At 57.1% G+C, this 19041-nt stretch carries 12 protein-coding genes, 6 tRNA genes and 3 rRNA genes; all 21 read right to left on the bottom strand.

Features of this window, described 5'->3' with window-relative positions; translation table 11 throughout:
- Positions 1 to 46: 46 nt before the first annotated feature.
- Complete coding sequence (gene rpoB / locus IB261_RS03190) at positions 47 to 4120, bottom strand: DNA-directed RNA polymerase subunit beta (RefSeq protein WP_081520877.1); 4074 nt, start codon at positions 4118 to 4120, stop codon at positions 47 to 49.
- Positions 4121 to 4343: 223 nt separating this feature from the next.
- Positions 4344 to 4712 carry a 50S ribosomal protein L7/L12 gene (gene rplL, locus IB261_RS03185; protein WP_017516430.1) on the bottom strand — a complete coding sequence of 123 codons (369 nt, stop codon included), beginning with the start codon at positions 4710 to 4712 and terminating at the stop codon, positions 4344 to 4346.
- A 76-nt stretch (positions 4713 to 4788) separates the two neighbouring features.
- Positions 4789 to 5289, bottom strand: a complete 501-nt coding sequence (gene rplJ / locus IB261_RS03180; RefSeq protein WP_015475313.1) for a 50S ribosomal protein L10 — start codon at positions 5287 to 5289, stop codon at positions 4789 to 4791.
- Between the two features lie 202 nt (positions 5290 to 5491).
- Entirely contained in the window at positions 5492 to 6187 is a 696-nt protein-coding gene (rplA, locus tag IB261_RS03175) for a 50S ribosomal protein L1 (protein ID WP_015475312.1), read from the bottom strand.
- Entirely contained in the window at positions 6187 to 6618 is a 432-nt protein-coding gene (gene rplK, locus IB261_RS03170; protein ID WP_024767122.1) for a 50S ribosomal protein L11, read from the bottom strand. Before rplK ends, rplA begins: the two co-directional genes overlap by 1 nt.
- A 120-nt stretch (positions 6619 to 6738) precedes the next feature.
- Entirely contained in the window at positions 6739 to 7272 is a 534-nt protein-coding gene (gene nusG, locus IB261_RS03165) for a transcription termination/antitermination protein NusG (protein WP_081520875.1), read from the bottom strand.
- Positions 7273 to 7281: 9 nt separating this feature from the next.
- Complete coding sequence (gene secE / locus IB261_RS03160; RefSeq protein WP_081520874.1) at positions 7282 to 7650, bottom strand: preprotein translocase subunit SecE; 369 nt, start codon at positions 7648 to 7650, stop codon at positions 7282 to 7284.
- Positions 7651 to 7694: 44 nt separating this feature from the next.
- Positions 7695 to 7770, bottom strand: a tRNA-Trp gene (locus IB261_RS03155).
- A 53-nt stretch (positions 7771 to 7823) separates the two neighbouring features.
- A complete protein-coding gene (tuf, locus tag IB261_RS03150; protein ID WP_054910987.1) occupies positions 7824 to 9017 on the bottom strand; it encodes an elongation factor Tu in 1194 nt (397 codons plus the stop codon).
- Between the two features lie 83 nt (positions 9018 to 9100).
- Positions 9101 to 9176: transfer RNA gene (locus tag IB261_RS03145), tRNA-Thr, on the bottom strand.
- Between the two features lie 19 nt (positions 9177 to 9195).
- Positions 9196 to 9269: transfer RNA gene (locus IB261_RS03140), tRNA-Gly, on the bottom strand.
- Between the two features lie 26 nt (positions 9270 to 9295).
- Positions 9296 to 9380, bottom strand: a tRNA-Tyr gene (locus tag IB261_RS03135).
- Positions 9381 to 9521: 141 nt separating this feature from the next.
- On the bottom strand, positions 9522 to 10202 hold the full coding sequence (locus tag IB261_RS03130; protein ID WP_081517080.1) for an SPOR domain-containing protein: 681 nt from the start codon (positions 10200 to 10202) through the stop codon (positions 9522 to 9524).
- Positions 10203 to 10211: 9 nt separating this feature from the next.
- A complete protein-coding gene (locus tag IB261_RS03125) occupies positions 10212 to 10961 on the bottom strand; it encodes a pantothenate kinase (RefSeq protein ID WP_192381461.1) in 750 nt (249 codons plus the stop codon).
- Positions 10951 to 11895, bottom strand: coding sequence for a bifunctional biotin--[acetyl-CoA-carboxylase] ligase/biotin operon repressor BirA (birA, locus tag IB261_RS03120; protein ID WP_081517078.1), 945 nt, complete (start codon positions 11893 to 11895; stop codon positions 10951 to 10953). The genes IB261_RS03125 and birA overlap by 11 nt, the downstream gene beginning before the upstream one ends.
- 134 nt (positions 11896 to 12029) lie before the next feature.
- Positions 12030 to 12145 (bottom strand): 5S ribosomal RNA (gene rrf / locus IB261_RS03115).
- A gap of 134 nt (positions 12146 to 12279) precedes the next feature.
- A 23S ribosomal RNA gene (locus IB261_RS03110) occupies positions 12280 to 15171 on the bottom strand.
- A gap of 229 nt (positions 15172 to 15400) precedes the next feature.
- Positions 15401 to 15476, bottom strand: a tRNA-Ala gene (locus IB261_RS03105).
- Between the two features lie 27 nt (positions 15477 to 15503).
- Positions 15504 to 15580 (bottom strand) — tRNA-Ile (locus tag IB261_RS03100).
- 151 nt (positions 15581 to 15731) lie between these two features.
- Positions 15732 to 17268, bottom strand: a 16S ribosomal RNA gene (locus tag IB261_RS03095).
- The 16S, 23S and 5S rRNA genes sit together here with 2 tRNA genes alongside, the layout of an rRNA operon.
- A gap of 545 nt (positions 17269 to 17813) precedes the next feature.
- Positions 17814 to 19013 (bottom strand): tyrosine--tRNA ligase, encoded by a 1200-nt coding sequence (tyrS, locus tag IB261_RS03090; protein ID WP_138212961.1) that lies wholly within the window; start codon positions 19011 to 19013, stop codon positions 17814 to 17816.
- Positions 19014 to 19041: the final 28 nt, after the last annotated feature.

Raw genomic sequence — 19041 nt, 5'->3', positions numbered from 1 at the left:
CCGGTGCGACCGGCCTTGACCAGCCGCACCGTTCTGACGTCACGTGTTATTCGGTTTCCAGTTCGATATCGATGCCGAGCGAGCGGATCTCTTTGATCAACACGTTGAAGGACTCGGGCATGCCGGCCTCCATGCGGTGATCCCCGTCCACGATGTTCTTGTACATCTTGGTACGGCCGTTCACGTCGTCCGACTTCACGGTCAGCATTTCCTGCAGGGTGTAGGCGGCACCGTAGGCTTCCAGCGCCCAGACCTCCATCTCCCCGAAACGCTGGCCACCGAACTGCGCCTTACCACCCAGCGGCTGCTGGGTAACCAGGCTGTAAGAGCCGGTGGAACGTGCGTGCATCTTGTCATCGACCAGGTGGTTCAGCTTGAGCATGTACATGTAACCAACGGTGGTCGTACGCTCGAACTGGTTGCCGGTGCGGCCGTCATACAGACGCATCTGACCGCTCTCCGGCAGATCGGCCAGCTTCAGCATGGCCTTGATCTCGCGCTCCTTGGCACCGTCGAACACCGGGGTAGCCATGGGCACGCCGCCCTTGAGGTTGTTGGCCAGAGCGAGGATCTCGTTATCGTTCAGCTCGTCCAGGCTTTCCTGGCGGCCGCCGATCTCGTTGTAGATCTCGTTCAGGAACACACGCAGCTCGGCGATCTTGCGCTGCTCTTCGAGCATGCGGTTGATCTTCTCGCCCAGACCCTTGGCCGCAAGGCCCAGGTGGGTTTCGAGAATCTGACCGACGTTCATACGCGACGGTACGCCCAGCGGGTTCAGAACGATGTCGACCGGAGTGCCATGCACGTCGTGCGGCATGTCTTCGACCGGCATGATCACCGAGACCACACCCTTGTTACCGTGGCGGCCTGCCATCTTGTCGCCCGGCTGGATGCGGCGCTTGATAGCGAGGTAGACCTTGACGATCTTCAGTACGCCCGGAGCCAGGTCGTCGCCCTGCTGCAGCTTGCGCTTCTTGTCTTCGAACTTGTCGTCCAGCATCTGACGGCGGTCGCTGATGTAGGCCTGGGCCTTCTCCAGCTGCTCGTTCAGAGCATCTTCCGCCATGCGCAGCTTGAACCACTGGCCGCGCTCGAGGCCGTCCAGGTACTCGTCGGTGATCTCTGCGCCTTTCTTCAGGGCAGGACCGCCGTCGGCCTTGGCGCCGACCAGAGCGGAACGCAGACGCTCGAAGGTTGCGCCTTCGACGATGCGGAACTCTTCGTTCAGGTCCTTGCGGATCTCGTCCAGCTGCATCTTCTCGATGGACAGGGCACGGCTGTCGCGCTCCACGCCATCGCGGGTGAAGACCTGTACGTCGATGACGGTACCCTTGGTGCCGGTCGGCACGCGCAGGGAGGTGTCCTTCACGTCGGACGCCTTCTCACCGAAGATCGCACGCAGCAGCTTCTCTTCCGGAGTCAGCTGGGTCTCGCCTTTCGGGGTGACCTTGCCGACCAGGATGTCGCCAGCCTGTACTTCGGCGCCGACGTAGACGATGCCAGCTTCGTCCAGCTTGTTCAGCGCAGCCTCACCCACGTTCGGGATGTCCGCGGTGATTTCTTCTGGGCCGAGCTTGGTGTCACGGGCAACGCAAGTCAGTTCCTGGATGTGGATCGTGGTGAAACGATCTTCCTGGACCACGCGCTCGGACAGGCAGATGGAGTCTTCGAAGTTGAAGCCGTTCCAGGGCATGAACGCTACGCGCATGTTCTGACCCAGAGCCAGTTCACCCATGTCGGTGGACGGGCCGTCGGCCAGGATGTCGCTGCGCGAAACCTGGTCACCCTTCTGCACCAGCGGACGCTGGTTGATGCAGGTGTTCTGGTTCGAACGGGTGTACTTGGTCAGGTTGTAGATGTCGACACCGGCTTCGCCAGTCTCGACTTCGTCGTCGTTCACGCGGACCACGATACGGCTGGCGTCGACCGAGTCGATCACGCCGCCACGACGGGCGACCACGCAGACACCGGAGTCACGGGCGACGTTGCGCTCCATGCCAGTACCTACCAGCGGCTTGTCGGCGCGCAGGGTCGGTACAGCCTGACGCTGCATGTTCGAACCCATGAGTGCACGGTTGGCGTCGTCGTGCTCGAGGAACGGAATCAGCGAGGCAGCGACGGAAACGACCTGCTTCGGCGACACGTCCATGAGGGTGACGTCTTCCGGCGCCTTCACGGTGAATTCGTTCAGGTGACGTACGGCTACCAGTTCGTCGATCAGCTCACCCTTTTCGTTCAGGGTGGCGGAGGCCTGGGCGATCACATGATCGGCCTCTTCGATCGCGGACAGGAAGACGATGTCGTCGCTGACCAGACCTTCCTTCACCACGCGGTACGGGCTTTCGAGGAAGCCGTACTTGTTGGTGCGGGCGTAGGTGGCCAGGGAGTTGATCAGACCGATGTTCGGACCTTCAGGGGTTTCGATCGGGCACACGCGGCCGTAGTGGGTCGGGTGTACGTCACGAACCTCGAAGCCCGCGCGCTCACGGGTCAGACCACCCGGGCCGAGTGCGGAGACGCGGCGCTTGTGGGTGATCTCGGAGAGCGGGTTGTTCTGGTCCATGAACTGCGACAGCTGGCTGGAACCGAAGAACTCCTTGATCGCGGCAGCCACCGGCTTGGCGTTGATCAGGTCCTGCGGCATCAGGCCTTCGCTTTCGGCCATCGACAGACGTTCCTTGACCGCGCGCTCTACACGCACCAGGCCAACGCGGAACTGGTTCTCGGCCATCTCGCCGACGCAACGGACGCGACGGTTACCCAGGTGGTCGATGTCGTCGACGATGCCTTTACCGTTACGGATGGCAACCAGGGTCTTGAGGACCTCGACGATGTCTTCCTTGCTCAGGACGCCGGCGCCTTCGATCTCGGTACGACCGATACGACGGTTGAACTTCATGCGGCCAACGGCGGACAGGTCGTAACGCTCGGCGCTGAAGAACAGGTTGCCGAACAGGGTCTCTGCGGCTTCCTTGGTCGGCGGCTCGCCGGGACGCATCATGCGATAGATCTCGACCAGCGCTTCCAGTTGGTTGCTGGTGGAGTCGATCTTCAGCGTGTCGGAGATGAACGGACCGCAGTCGATGTCGTTGGTGTACAGAGTTTCCAGGCGCGCAACCTGGGCCTTGGCGATCTTGGCCAGGGCATCGACGGTCAGCTCGGTGTTGCACTCGGCGATGATCTCGCCGGTAGCCGGGTGCACGACAGCCTTGGCCACGGTACGGCCAATCAGGTAGTCGAACGGCACTTCCAGCTGGCTGATGCCAGCCTTCTCGAGCTGATTGATGTGGCGCGCGGTGATACGGCGGCCCGCTTCAACGATGACCTTGCCGGCAGCATCCTTGATGTCGAAGCTGGCGATCTCGCCACGCAGACGCGACGGCACCAGCTCCAGATTCAGGGTCTCGCCCTTGATCTCGTAGACGTTGGTGTCATAGAACGCGTTGAGGATTTCCTCGGTGCTGTAGTTCAGCGCGCGCAGCAGGACGGAAGCCGGCAGTTTGCGGCGACGGTCGATACGAACGAACACGCAGTCCTTCGGATCGAACTCGAAGTCGAGCCAGGAGCCGCGGTAAGGAATGATGCGCGCGGAGTACAGCAGCTTGCCGGAGCTGTGGGTCTTGCCACGGTCGTGGTCGAAGAACACGCCCGGGGAGCGGTGCAGCTGGGAAACGATGACGCGCTCGGTACCGTTGATGATGAAGGTACCGTTCTCGGTCATCAGGGGGATTTCCCCCATGTAGACTTCTTGTTCCTTGATGTCCTTGATCGCTTTGTTCGACGATTCCTTGTCGAAAATGATCAGGCGCACTTTCACACGCAGCGGGACCGCGAAGGTCACACCACGCAGCACGCATTCCTTGACATCGAAGGCCGGCTCACCCAGACGGTAGCCGACGTATTCCAGGGCAGCATTGCCGGAATAGCTGATAATCGGGAAGACGGACTTGAAGGCCGCATGCAGGCCGATGTCTCGGACCTGGTCCTTGCTTGCACCCGCCTGCAGGAATTCGCGATAGGAATCCAGCTGGATGGCCAGCAAATACGGCACATCCATGACGTCCGGCAACTTGCTAAAGTCCTTGCGGATACGTTTTTTCTCAGTGTATGAGTAAGCCATCAGCGTTCCCCAGCTTGGTCACCTGCTTGTTTGGCCTCTCCCGCACAGGGGAGCAGCCCAAAAATCGTGCAAACCCTAGGTTTGCGCCGCCACTCGTGGCGGGATTTTCACGTTATGGGAGGCACCTACGGCACCCCACCCATAACGGAAAAAGGCCGGTGGCAATTGCCACCAGCCATCAGCCTGTCGCTTAACGCTCGGGCTGTCGACGCAAGGTACGAACTTACTTGAGCTCGACCTTGGCGCCTGCTTCTTCCAGGGCTTTCTTGGCAGCTTCGGCTTCTTCTTTCGAAGCGCCTTCCTTGACCACGCCCGGGGCGCCGTCAACGACAGCCTTGGCTTCTTTCAGGCCCAGGCCGGTCAGTTCACGAACGACCTTGATCACGTTCACTTTCTTGTCGCCAGCTTCGGCCAGGACGATGGTGAACTCGGTCTGCTCTTCAGCAGCGGCAGCAGCCGGGCCGGCAGCAGCAACGGTAGCGGCAGCAGCGGTAACGCCGAACTTCTCTTCCATCGCCTTGATCAGTTCAACGATCTGCATGACGGACATTTCGGATACGGCGGAGATGATGTCTTCGTTGGTCAGAGCCATGACTCTAATTCCTGTATTGGGTGACGGCCTAAGGCCATCGAATTAAACAAAAAAGGTTGAAAGAGGATGCCGAGCCTTAGGCTGCGGTAGCTTCTTTCTGATCGCGAATTGCCGCCAGAGTACGAGCCAGCTTGCTGGTAGCGCCTTGGATCACGCTCATCAGCTGTGCAACAGCTTCGTTGTAGGTCGGCAGGGTCGCCAGCACGTCGATCTGATTGGCTGCGAGGAACTGACCCTCGAACGCGGCCGCCTTGATCTCGAACTTGTCCTGACCCTTGGCAAACTCCTTGAAGATACGAGCGGCAGCGCCCGGATGTTCGTTGGAGAAAGCAATCAGGGTCGGGCCCTTGAACACGTCGTTGAGCACTTCAAACTGAGTGCCTTCAACGGCGCGTTTGAGCAGGGTGTTACGTACGACTTTCACGTACACACCAGCTGCGCGGGCCTCTTTACGGAGTCCGGTCATAGCGCCGACAGTCACGCCGCGTGCATCAACCACGACAGCGGACAGACCGGCTTTGGCAGCCTCGTTGACTTCAGCGACGATGGCCTTCTTGTCTTCGAGTTTAATTGCCACGGGTTTACTCCTGGATGTTACCGATTCGTCCAGCCGGAGCCGGACGGCGTTTTGGTGTCTGATTCGGCAAACGAATCGGGAGCACCATCTGCGTAGGCTTGAGGTTTAAGGCTTGCGCCGCCTACGGTCTTGGATAGCCCCCGCCAGGCAGGGACCCCAATACCTGCGAGCAGTGGGCGAACCCACTACTCGACTTAGTTCATCAGCCTTCCAGCGAAGCCTGATCGATCTGCAGACCCGGGCCCATGGTGGTGCTCAGGGTTACGCGCTGAACGTACACGCCCTTCGAGGAGGACGGCTTCAGGCGCTTCAGATCGCTCAGCAGCGCTTCCACGTTCTGCTTCAGCTTGACCGGCTCGAAGTCGATCTTGCCAACGGAAGCGTGGATGATGCCGTTCTTGTCGGTACGGAAACGTACCTGACCGGCTTTGGCGTTCTTGACGGCGGTAGCGACGTCCGGGGTCACGGTGCCGACCTTCGGGTTCGGCATCAGACCGCGCGGGCCCAGTACCTGGCCCAGCTGGCCAACAACACGCATCGCGTCCGGGGAGGCGATAACGACGTCATAGTTCAGGTCGCCGGCTTTCATTTCGGCAGCCAGTTCGTCCATGCCAACCTTGTCTGCACCAGCAGCCAGGGCAGCTTCAACACCAGGACCCTGGGTGAAGACGGCAACGCGTACGGATTTGCCGGTACCGTTCGGCAGAACGGTGGCGCCACGTACGACCTGGTCGGATTTACGCGGATCAACGCCCAGATTGATGGCGATGTCCACGGACTCCTTGAACTTGATGGTCGACAGCTCGGCCAGCAGCTTGGCGGCATCTTCGAAGCCGTATTGCTTGCCTGCTTCGATCTTCTCGGCGATAGCCTTTTGACGCTTGGTCAGCTTAGCCATTACACACCCTCCACGTTCAGGCCCATGCTGCGCGCGGAGCCAGCAATGGTGCGTACGGCAGCGTCCAGGTCAGCAGCGGTCAGGTCAGCCTGCTTGGCCTTGGCGATCTCTTCCAGCTGAGCACGGGTAACGGTGCCGACTTTCTGAGAGTTCGGACGAGCGGAACCGCTGGTGATGCCAGCTGCTTTTTTCAGCAGGACGGCAGCGGGGGTGCTCTTGGTTTCGAAGGTGAAGCTACGGTCGCTGTAAACGGTGATGATCACAGGAGTCGGCAGACCCGGCTCTTGGCCTTGGGTCTTGGCGTTGAACGCCTTGCAGAATTCCATGATGTTCACGCCGTGCTGACCCAGAGCCGGGCCGACGGGCGGCGACGGGTTGGCCTGGCCGGCCTTAACTTGCAGCTTGATGTAAGCCGTGATTTTCTTAGCCATTTGCTACTCCAAATGCGGGTCAAGCGCCCTGTCGGGCTCCCCGGTTGCTTTCGCGTTTTATCCCAAGGACGACAAAACCCCGCAGCCTAGGGCTGCGGGGTGTGGGATTCAGTGTGCCAGTTAAACTTTCTCTACCTGGCTGAACTCCAGCTCTACCGGGGTAGAGCGACCGAAAATGAGCACAGCGACCTGGATGCGGCTCTTTTCGTAGTTAACTTCTTCGACGACGCCATTGAAGTCAGCGAACGGACCATCGATGACACGAACAGTCTCGCCCGGCTCGAACAGGGTCTTCGGCTTCGGCTTGTCGCCGCTATCAGCGACACGACGCAGGATGGCATCAGCCTCTTTATCGGTGATCGGTGCCGGCTTGTCGGCGGTACCACCAATGAAGCCCATGACGCGAGGAGTATCCTTGACCAGGTGCCAAGTACCCTCGTTCATATCCATCTGCACCAGGACATAGCCCGGGAAGAATTTGCGCTCACTCTTGCGCTTCTGGCCGTTCCGCATCTCCACGACTTCTTCAGTGGGGACGAGAATCTCACCAAACCCATCTTCCATGCCGGCCAGTTTGACCCGCTCGATCAGCGAGCGCATGACATGCTTCTCGTAACCCGAGTAGGCATGCACAACGTACCAACGCTTAGCCACGGAACACCCTTAACCTACGATCATGGAAACCAGCCAACCCAGCAGGGAGTCGAGCCCCCAAAGCACCAGCGCCATTACCAGCACTACTGCCACTACGATCAGCGTGGTTTGAGTTGTCTCTTGACGAGACGGCCATACAACCTTGCGAATCTCGGCGCGAGCTTCTTTAGCCAAAGTAAAGAAGGCACGCCCCTTGACGGTCTGCAGCGAGATGAAGCCAGCAACAGCCGCCATTACGAGGATACCGAGAACGCGATAGAAGATCGGTTGCGCGGAATAATACTGGTTGGCAACCACAGCCACCACAACCAGCACTGCAACCACAAGCCACTTCAAGAGATCAAGACGCGACTCTTTGGCTTCTACCTTCGCATTCATCTGCTAGGAATCCCGTTTAAAGAAGTGCCAGATCTTGAGAAATCTGGCAGGCCAGGAGGGAATCGAACCCCCAACCTGCGGTTTTGGAGACCGCCGCTCTGCCAATTGAGCTACTGGCCTAGAACAAAGTCAGGCCGACCATTATGCCGGCCTGAGAGGGAAAGATCAATCGATTATTCGATGATCTTGGCAACCACGCCGGCACCAACGGTACGGCCGCCTTCGCGAATCGCGAAGCGCAGGCCATCTTCCATGGCGATCGGGGCGATCAGGGTGACAACCATTTTCACGTTGTCGCCCGGCATTACCATCTCAACGCCTTCCGGCAGTTCGCAGTTGCCGGTTACGTCGGTGGTACGGAAGTAGAACTGCGGGCGGTAGCCTTTGAAGAACGGGGTGTGACGACCACCTTCTTCCTTGGACAGCACGTACACTTCGCACTCGAACTTGGTGTGCGGCTTGATGGTGCCCGGCTTGGCCAGAACCTGGCCACGCTCTACGTCTTCACGCTTGGTGCCACGCAGCAGAACGCCGACGTTCTCACCAGCACGACCTTCGTCGAGCAGCTTGCGGAACATTTCAACGCCGGTGCAGGTAGTCTTGGTGGTCGCCTTGATGCCGACGATTTCCACTTCTTCCTGGATCTTGACGATGCCACGCTCAACACGGCCAGTTACCACGGTGCCACGACCGGAGATCGAGAATACGTCTTCGATCGGCATCAGGAACGGCTTGTCGATGGCGCGCTCGGGCTCAGGGATGTACGAGTCCAGGGTTTCTACCAGCTTGCGCACAGCGGAAACGCCCATCTCGTTGTCGTCCTGGCCGTTCAGAGCCATCAGAGCGGAACCGATAACGATCGGGGTGTCGTCGCCCGGGAAGTCGTAGGTGTTCAGCAGATCGCGAACTTCCATTTCGACCAGTTCCAGCAGCTCGGCGTCGTCAACCATGTCGGCCTTGTTCAGGAACACGACGATGTAAGGAACGCCCACCTGACGGGACAGCAGGATGTGCTCGCGGGTCTGCGGCATGGGGCCGTCAGCAGCGGAGCAAACCAGAATCGCGCCGTCCATCTGGGCAGCACCGGTGATCATGTTCTTCACGTAGTCGGCGTGACCCGGGCAGTCTACGTGAGCGTAGTGGCGTACCGGCGAGTCGTATTCAACGTGAGAGGTGTTGATGGTGATACCACGAGCCTTCTCTTCCGGCGCGTTGTCGATCTGGTCGAAAGCGCGAGCGGAGCCGCCCCAGGTCTCGGAGCAGACCTTGGTCAGAGCAGCGGTCAGAGTGGTTTTGCCGTGGTCAACGTGACCGATGGTGCCGACGTTTACGTGCGGCTTGTTACGCTCAAACTTTTCTTTAGCCATCTTGACCGCCTCCCGTAAGGAATTGAGAAAGTCACGTCACCATTAAAACAAAGGCAGATATTTTCATATCTGCCTTTGCGAGATGGAGCTCATGAGCGGATTTGAACCGCTGACCTCACCCTTACCAAGGGTGTGCTCTACCAGCTGAGCTACATGAGCAAGACATAAGCAACAAACTTGGAGCGGGTAGCGGGAATCGAACCCGCATCATCAGCTTGGAAGGCTGAGGTTCTACCACTGAACTATACCCGCGGAGCTTGCAGCTCACGCTTGAAAACTGGTGGAGGGGGAAGGATTCGAACCTTCGAAGTCTGAGACGTCAGATTTACAGTCTGATCCCTTTGGCCGCTCGGGAACCCCTCCGAGTGAGGCGGCATTCTACAGCCTGCCACCGCGTTGTCAACTGTTTTTCTTTAAAAAACTTGAGCTTAGCTCTTCGACAACGGCTTCCAGTGTTTGACCTTTTCAGGCCGCCCCTGTGAAGCGGGCGCCATTCTATTCAAACTATTGAGGGCTTGCAACGCTTTTACACGGCATTGTTTGTTTTTCCAGTTCCGGGAAGTCCGGGACCAGTTGACGCACCACGGAATCGTCCACCAGGCGCGCGCTTTCTGCGGCTATCTGCGCCCAGTAATCATGCTGCGAGCGAGCAAGTTCGCGCACCAGAGCATCGTAGCCAGCAGATTTCAGACGCTCGACGACACTGTCAGCGGAATCCTTGCGCTGGAAGATCCCGAGGGAAATCCCGTCAGTCAGGTCGCCCTCGGTGATGATGTAGCTATCGATCTTGCGCGCCTGCAGCTCGCGCAGCTGCCACAGCGATGCCTGGCGCGATGCCAGCGGCGGCAAATAAACCCAGTAATCGACACCTGCCGCGGCATCTACCGTCTGCACTGACGCCTGGACATCCAGACTCAGCAAGCGCTGGACCAGTTGCCGGGCGCGATCCTCTGCAGGGAAGCTGCCCAGGAAGACACACGCGGACGCAGGAGCAGCCGCCGGCTTTTCTTCTGCCGGACGACGCTGAGGCGCCTCGGCAGACTCACTGAGCAGGCGAATATTCTTCTGCTCAGAGTGAAACAGACTGAGCGGCGCAATCTCCTTCGGGCGAAGCGGCGCCTGCTGCTGGTGCCAGACGTAATAGAAGACATTGAGGGCGAGCAGGAAGAGGAAGAACCAACGCATCGATCAGACTCACTCGATCGGACAGGCAAGCGCCAAGCCGAGAAACACCAGGTCCGGAAGCACGACAGCACGAGCACCCTCATCCTTGACGAGCTCAGCATCACCCCCGGTCAGATAGACAGCGCAGTCATCGCCCAGCAGCTTGTTGGCCAGAGCAATCTGCTCCCGCACAAACCCGCGCAGCATCAGCACGCAACCGCGCTCTACGGCCTCGGACGTTTCCTGGCCTGGCAACAGATTCTGCAGCGCTTCATGAGCCGCCTCATCGTCATAACGAATACGCCGCGTGTGCGTGCGCAACTGGCTGCGCATCAGGGGCATCCCGGGAGCTATATAGCCACCCAGGTGCTTGCCGGCGGCGTCGACCAGATCGGAAGTGACCGCAGTGCCCAGATCGAGCACCAGGCAGCCACGCCCCGCAAGGCAATGGCCTGCCACGAGGGCAAGCCAGCGATCCATCCCGAGGCGCTGATACTCGCGGTAGCCATTCAGCACACCGCTCAGCTCGGTCGCCGGCGCAGCAATCTGCACAGCAATGGGGAATGCGCTTTCCAGGCCAACACGAAGCGCGTCGGTTTCCTGCTCGCTGCGCACGCTGACCATACGGCAATAGCGAATATCGACCACTTCGCTGGCCTGCAATTGCGCAAGCAGCGCCTGATCGGAATCAGCCACGCCACCCGCGACGGTCACCAGGTCGTGCTTTCTGACCACCCGCCACTTGATCAGGCTGTTTCCGCAATCCAACTCAAGAATCATCCGACAACCTCAGACTCAGCTCGCCTCCGCTGTAGCTCTGCTCCTTGCCATCCACCAGGAGACGCAGCGCGCCTCTTTCATCGATGCCAAGGGCACGCCCAACGATATTATTGGCGACAGTGGACAGTGTGACCTGCCGCCCCTGCCATAGATGAAGGGATTCCCACTCCTCGCGACTCGCGGCAAATCCGCGTTCGCGATGACGGGAGAGCGCATGCGCGAGTTGTGACTCCAACGCCTGCAGCAACTCATTGCGATCGACCAGCCTACCCAGCGCCTCTCGCACCGACGTCCAGGGCTGATCAATGGCGTCAGCCTTGCGCATGTTCACATTGATACCGATACCGATGGCAACGCTGCAGATGTCAGCAGGATCCCCAGTCAACTCCAACAGGATACCGGCGATCTTCTTGCCACCGACGAGGACGTCATTGGGCCATTTCAGGCCGACATCCTTTACGCCCAGCGCCTGGATGGCCTTCGCCACAGCAAGACCAACCACCAGACTCATCCCCTCCAGCTCCTGCGCACCACCGCGCACAGTGATGCCGAGGGTGTAATAAAGGTTGGCGCCGAACGGACTTTCCCACTGCCGCCCTCGCCTCCCCCGCCCAGCGGTCTGGCGCTCACCAAGAATGGCGAACGGCGCCACAGAGCCGGCAGAGAGACGTCTCAGGACCTCAGCGTTGGTGGAGTCGATCGAAAACAGGACATCGAGAGGCCACTGGCCGGAGTCGGACCTGGGCGAGATGATGCTCAGAGGCTCTTCCAGGCGGTAGCCACGGCCGCGCACTCGCTGCACGACCATACCGTAGTCACGCTCAAAACCCTCAAGGCGCTTCCAGACGGCACTGCGACTTACTCCGAGGAGAGCACCCAGCTCCTCTCCGGAATGAAAGCGGCCATCGCTCAGCAGTTTCAGCAAGGTCTGCATATCACCCCCGCAACAGTCAGGCACGCATCATATAGAGGCATGCCTGAATTGCCTACGCAGCAATGGCCCGACTTTTCAGCGCGCAAAAGCAAAACCCCCGGCCAGCGATGCTGACCAGGGGTCTTGGGATAGGAGCTTGACGATGACCTACTCTCACATGGAGAAACTCCACACTACCATCGGCGATGCGTCGTTTCACTACTGAGTTCGGGATGGGATCAGGTGGTTCCAACGCTCTATGGTCGTCAAGCAATTCTTTATGGACGCTCGTGGCAAGTGCACACGCTCATCCAGATCCGGGTATGTGACAGGTATTTGCGGTTCACACGAACTTTCGGTTCGTTACGTCTTCACCGTACAACACGCAAATTGTTTGGGTGTTATATGGTCAAGCCTCACGGGCAATTAGTATCGGTTAGCTCAACGCCTCACAGCGCTTACACACCCGACCTATCAACGTCGTAGTCTTCGACGGCCCTTCAGGGGAATCAAGTTCCCAGTGAGATCTCATCTTGAGGCTAGTTTCCCGCTTAGATGCTTTCAGCGGTTATCTATTCCGAACATAGCTACCCGGCAATGCCACTGGCGTGACAACCGGAACACCAGAGGTTCGTCCACTCCGGTCCTCTCGTACTAGGAGCAGCCCCTCTCAAATCTCAAACGTCCACGGCAGATAGGGACCGAACTGTCTCACGACGTTCTAAACCCAGCTCGCGTACCACTTTAAATGGCGAACAGCCATACCCTTGGGACCGGCTTCAGCCCCAGGATGTGATGAGCCGACATCGAGGTGCCAAACACCGCCGTCGATATGAACTCTTGGGCGGTATCAGCCTGTTATCCCCGGAGTACCTTTTATCCGTTGAGCGATGGCCCTTCCATACAGAACCACCGGATCACTAAGACCTACTTTCGTACCTGCTCGACGTGTCTGTCTCGCAGTCAAGCGCGCTTTTGCCTTTATACTCTACGACCGATTTCCGACCGGTCTGAGCGCACCTTCGTACTCCTCCGTTACTCTTTAGGAGGAGACCGCCCCAGTCAAACTGCCCACCATACACTGTCCTCGATCCGGATAACGGACCAGAGTTAGAACCTCAAGCATGCCAGGGTGGTATTTCAAGGATGGCTCCACGCAGACTGGCGTCCACGCTTCAAAGCCTCCCACCTATCCTACACAAGCAGGCTCAAAGTCCAGTGCAAAGCTACAGTAAAGGTTCACGGGGTCTTTCCGTCTAGCCGCGGATACACTGCATCTTCACAGCGATTTCAATTTCACTGAGTCTCGGGTGGAGACAGCGCCGCCATCGTTACGCCATTCGTGCAGGTCGGAACTTACCCGACAAGGAATTTCGCTACCTTAGGACCGTTATAGTTACGGCCGCCGTTTACCGGGGCTTCGATCAAGAGCTTCGCTTTCGCTAACCCCATCAATTAACCTTCCGGCACCGGGCAGGCGTCACACCCTATACGTCCACTTTCGTGTTTGCAGAGTGCTGTGTTTTTAATAAACAGTCGCAGCGGCCTGGTATCTTCGACCGGCATGGGCTTACGCAGTAAATACTTCACCCTCGCCGGCGCACCTTCTCCCGAAGTTACGGTGCCATTTTGCCTAGTTCCTTCACCCGAGTTCTCTCAAGCGCCTTGGTATTCTCTACCCAACCACCTGTGTCGGTTTGGGGTACGGTTCCTAGTTACCTGAAGCTTAGAAGCTTTTCCTGGAAGCATGGCATCAACCACTTCATCATCTGAAAGATGACTCGTCATCAGCTCTCGGCATTAAGACCCCGGATTTACCTAAGATCTCTGCCTACCACCTTAAACTTGGACAACCAACGCCAAGCTGGCCTAGCCTTCTCCGTCCCTCCATCGCAGTAACTAGAAGTACAGGAATATTAACCTGTTTCCCATCGACTACGCTCTTCAGCCTCGCCTTAGGGACCGACTAACCCTGCGTCGATTAACGTTGCGCAGGAACCCTTGGTCTTTCGGCGTGGGAGTTTTTCACTCCCATTGTCGTTACTCATGTCAGCATTCGCACTTCTGATACCTCCAGCAAGCTTCTCAACTCACCTTCACAGGCTTACAGAACGCTCCTCTACCGCGCATCTTGCGATGCACCCGTAGCTTCGGTGTATGGTTTGAGCCCCGTTACATCTTCCGCGCAGGCCGACTCGACTAGTGAGCTATTACGCTTTCTTTAAAGGGTGGCTGCTTCTAAGCCAACCTCCTAGCTGTCTAAGCCTTCCCACATCGTTTACCACTTAACCATAACTTTGGGACCTTAGCTGACGGTCTGGGTTGTTTCCCTTTTCACGACGGACGTTAGCACCCGCCGTGTGTCTCCCACGCTGACACTTCCAGGTATTCGGAGTTTGCATCGGTTTGGTAAGTCGGGATGACCCCCTAGCCGAAACAGTGCTCTACCCCCTGGAGTGATACGTGAGGCGCTACCTAAATAGCTTTCGAGGAGAACCAGCTATCTCCGAGCTTGATTAGCCTTTCACTCCGATCCACAAGTCATCCCCTACCTTTTCAACGGGAGTGGGTTCGGTCCTCCAGTCAGTGTTACCTAACCTTCAACCTGCTCATGGATAGATCGCCCGGTTTCGGGTCTATACCCAGCGACTAAAACGCCCTATTAAGACTCGCTTTCGCTACGCCTTCCCTATACGGTTAAGCTCGCCACTGAATATAAGTCGCTGACCCATTATACAAAAGGTACGCAGTCACCTAACAAAGTAGGCTCCCACTGCTTGTACGCATACGGTTTCAGGTTCTATTTCACTCCCCTCTCCGGGGTTCTTTTCGCCTTTCCCTCACGGTACTGGTTCACTATCGGTCAGTCAGTAGTATTTAGCCTTGGAGGATGGTCCCCCCATATTCAGACAAAGTTTCTCGTGCTCCGTCCTACTCGATTTCACTTCAAAGAACCTTTCACATACGGGGCTATCACCCACTATGGCCGCACTTTCCAGAGCGTTCTGTTAGATTCAAAGAAGCTTAAGGGCTAATCCCCGTTCGCTCGCCACTACTAAGGGAATCTCGGTTGATTTCTTTTCCTCAGGGTACTTAGATGTTTCAGTTCCCCTGGTTCGCCTCTTACACCTATGTATTCAGTGCAAGATACCTAACTTATGCTAGGTGGGTTTCCCCATTCAGAGATCTCCGGATCAAAGTCTGTTTGCCGACTCCCCGAAGCTTATCGCAGGCTACCACGTCTTTCATCGCCTCTGACTGCCAAGGCATCCACCGTATGCGCTTCTTCACTTGACCATATAACCCCAAGCAATCTGGTTATTGTCTCGAACGTGAAGACGACATTCGCCGAAAATTCGCGCTTGAACTCGCAAATTTTACCTTGACTTGAATAATCACCAGTGAAAGAGATTATTCAGTCTACTTCTATCACATACCCAAATTTTTAAAGAACAGTTCTGGCACAAAGACCAGACATCAATGTTCGTTCAACCTGAACATTCATGTCTGAGCTTTCGACGATTAATGGTGGAGCCAAGGAGGATCGAACTCCTGACCTCCTGCGTGCAAAGCAGGCGCTCTCCCAGCTGAGCTATGGCCCCATCGGATCAGCAGCACACCACAACAATTGGTGGGTCTGGGCAGATTCGAACTGCCGACCTCACCCTTATCAGGGGTGCGCTCTAACCAACTGAGCTACAGACCCAATCGTTCGGGCTTTGGCAGCTTGTCGACCTCACCCGCTCTCTATCCAAGAGCTGGGGGCGCGCTCAAACCAACCGAGCAGCAAACCTATCGTCTAACCAGTGAATCAAGCAATTCGTGTGGGAGCTTATGAAGAAGCTGAGATCTTCGATTAAGGAGGTGATCCAGCCGCAGGTTCCCCTACGGCTACCTTGTTACGACTTCACCCCAGTCATGAATCACTCCGTGGTAACCGTCCCCCTTGCGGTTAGACTAGCTACTTCTGGAGCAACCCACTCCCATGGTGTGACGGGCGGTGTGTACAAGGCCCGGGAACGTATTCACCGTGACATTCTGATTCACGATTACTAGCGATTCCGACTTCACGCAGTCGAGTTGCAGACTGCGATCCGGACTACGATCGGTTTTATGGGATTAGCTCCACCTCGCGGCTTGGCAACCCTCTGTACCGACCATTGTAGCACGTGTGTAGCCCTGGCCGTAAGGGCCATGATGACTTGACGTCATCCCCACCTTCCTCCGGTTTGTCACCGGCAGTCTCCTTAGAGTGCCCACCATAACGTGCTGGTAACTAAGGACAAGGGTTGCGCTCGTTACGGGACTTAACCCAACATCTCACGACACGAGCTGACGACAGCCATGCAGCACCTGTGTTCCGATTCCCGAAGGCACTCTCGCATCTCTGCAAGATTCCGGACATGTCAAGGCCAGGTAAGGTTCTTCGCGTTGCTTCGAATTAAACCACATGCTCCACCGCTTGTGCGGGCCCCCGTCAATTCATTTGAGTTTTAACCTTGCGGCCGTACTCCCCAGGCGGTCGACTTATCGCGTTAGCTGCGCCACTAAGATCTCAAGGATCCCAACGGCTAGTCGACATCGTTTACGGCGTGGACTACCAGGGTATCTAATCCTGTTTGCTCCCCACGCTTTCGCACCTCAGTGTCAGTATCAGTCCAGGTGGTCGCCTTCGCCACTGGTGTTCCTTCCTATATCTACGCATTTCACCGCTACACAGGAAATTCCACCACCCTCTACCGTACTCTAGTCAGGCAGTTATGGATGCAGTTCCCAGGTTGAGCCCGGGGATTTCACATCCATCTTACCAAACCACCTACGCGCGCTTTACGCCCAGTAATTCCGATTAACGCTTGCACCCTTCGTATTACCGCGGCTGCTGGCACGAAGTTAGCCGGTGCTTATTCTGTTGGTAACGTCAAAACAGCAAGGTATTAACTTACTGCCCTTCCTCCCAACTTAAAGTGCTTTACAATCCGAAGACCTTCTTCACACACGCGGCATGGCTGGATCAGGCTTTCGCCCATTGTCCAATATTCCCCACTGCTGCCTCCCGTAGGAGTCTGGACCGTGTCTCAGTTCCAGTGTGACTGATCATCCTCTCAGACCAGTTACGGATCGTCGCCTTGGTAGGCCTTTACCCCACCAACTAGCTAATCCGACCTAGGCTCATCTGATAGCGCAAGGCCCGAAGGTCCCCTGCTTTCTCCCGTAGGACGTATGCGGTATTAGCGTTCCTTTCGAAACGTTGTCCCCCACTACCAGGCAGATTCCTAGGCATTACTCACCCGTCCGCCGCTGAATCCGGGAGCAAGCTCCCATCATCCGCTCGACTTGCATGTGTTAGGCCTGCCGCCAGCGTTCAATCTGAGCCATGATCAAACTCTTCAGTTCAATACTGCTTGGGTTTTGAGAAAACCCTAAACTTGGCTCAGCAATCGCATGCTCAATTTAATGAGCTAAAACTCTCGAATTCACGAGTGTTACTTGCGTTGCTGATAATCAGTCGATCATCAGTCTTACATCACAAGCACCCACACGAATTGCTTGATTCAACTTGTTAAAGAGCGTTTGGCTGAGGCTTTCGTCTCAACCGAGGCGCGCATTCTACGCTAACCTCATCTTCCGTCAAGCTTTATTTTTCGAAAATTTCTTTTCTACTCAATCGCTTGTGCTTCAGCGAAGGAAACCTTCTCATCAGCGGGAGGCGCATTCTACAGCGATCAAACTCGCTGTCAACCACCTCGGCGATCTTCTTTTCAGCTCGCTGCCGGAGCAGCTAATGAAGAGCGACAAGTGAATCACCTGCCTGACCACCACCCCTAACTCCGAACCTCTGTAAGTACTTGATTTTCAAGTTCTTTCAGCGCTTCGTCGCTGGGAGTGGTGCGCATTATAGGGAGTTTAAATCGGCCGTCAACGACTAATTTAAACTTTCTTCACTCAGCGACCAGGGAGACGCGAGCAAAAGCTTTCTTGCCAGCCTGCAGGACATGGGTAGCACCCACCCTGAAGACGAAGCTGCGATCCACGGCCTCGCCATCCACCCGCACGCCGCCGGACGACAGCAGATCGCGAGCAACAGCAGAGTTCTTCACCAGGCCTGCCTTATTAAGGACGGCACCAATGGGAAGGTCTTCTGCCGCCGCCACCTCTACTTCAGGCAGGTCTTCCGGCAGCTCGCCCTCTTTCAGGCGATTGCCAGCGGACTTGTGCGCGGAAGCAGCCGCTTCTTCACCATGGAAGCGGGCTACGATTTCTTCCGCCAGCTTGATCTTGATGTCGCGGGGGTTGGCGCCAGCCTCGACGTCTTTCTTGAAGCCCTCGATCTCTTCCATGGAGCGGAAGCTGAGCAGCTCGAAGTAACGCCACATCAGGGTATCCGGGATGGAGACCAGCTTGCTGTACATGACACCCGGCGCTTCCTGGATGCCGATGTAGTTGCCCAGGGACTTGGACATCTTCTTCACACCGTCCAGACCTTCGAGCAGCGGCATGGTCAGGATGCACTGAGGCTCCTGCTCATAGGCACGCTGAAGCTCACGCCCCATCAGCAGGTTGAATTTCTGGTCAGTACCGCCAAGCTCGACGTCCGCACGCAGTGCCACCGAGTCGTAGCCCTGAACCAGCGGATAGAGGAACTCGTGAATGGCAATGGACTGATTGCTGGCATAGCGTTTGCTGAAATCATCGCGTTCCAGCATACGAGCAACGGTGTACTGGGAAGCCAGACGAATGAAATCAGCGGGGGAAAGCTGGTCCATCCAGGTGGAATTGAAGGCTACTTCGGTCTTCGCGGGGTCGAGGATCTTGAAGACCTGGGTCTTGTACGTCTCGGCGTTCTCGAGAACCTGCTCGCGGGTGAGGGGTGGGCGGGTAACACTTTTTCCGCTGGGGTCACCGATCATCCCAGTGAAGTCGCCGATCAGGAAGATCACCTGATGGCCCAGCTCCTGGAACTGACGCAGCTTATTAATAAGGACGGTGTGTCCCAGGTGCAGGTCGGGAGCGGTCGGGTCGAAGCCGGCCTTGATACGCAGGGGCTGGCCGCGCTTGAGCTTTTCGATCAGCTCGGCCTCCACGAGAATTTCGTCTGCACCGCGCTGGATCAGCGCCAGCTGCTCTTCGACCGACTTCATTGCAGGTTCCTGTACGTTGCGAATTGCG

The organism is Pseudomonas sp. PDM20 (assembly GCF_014852575.3).
Classification (GTDB): domain Bacteria; phylum Pseudomonadota; class Gammaproteobacteria; order Pseudomonadales; family Pseudomonadaceae; genus Pseudomonas.
The sequence above is the reverse complement of the archived record's forward strand: the minus strand, read 5'-3'. Positions and strand labels throughout refer to the sequence as shown.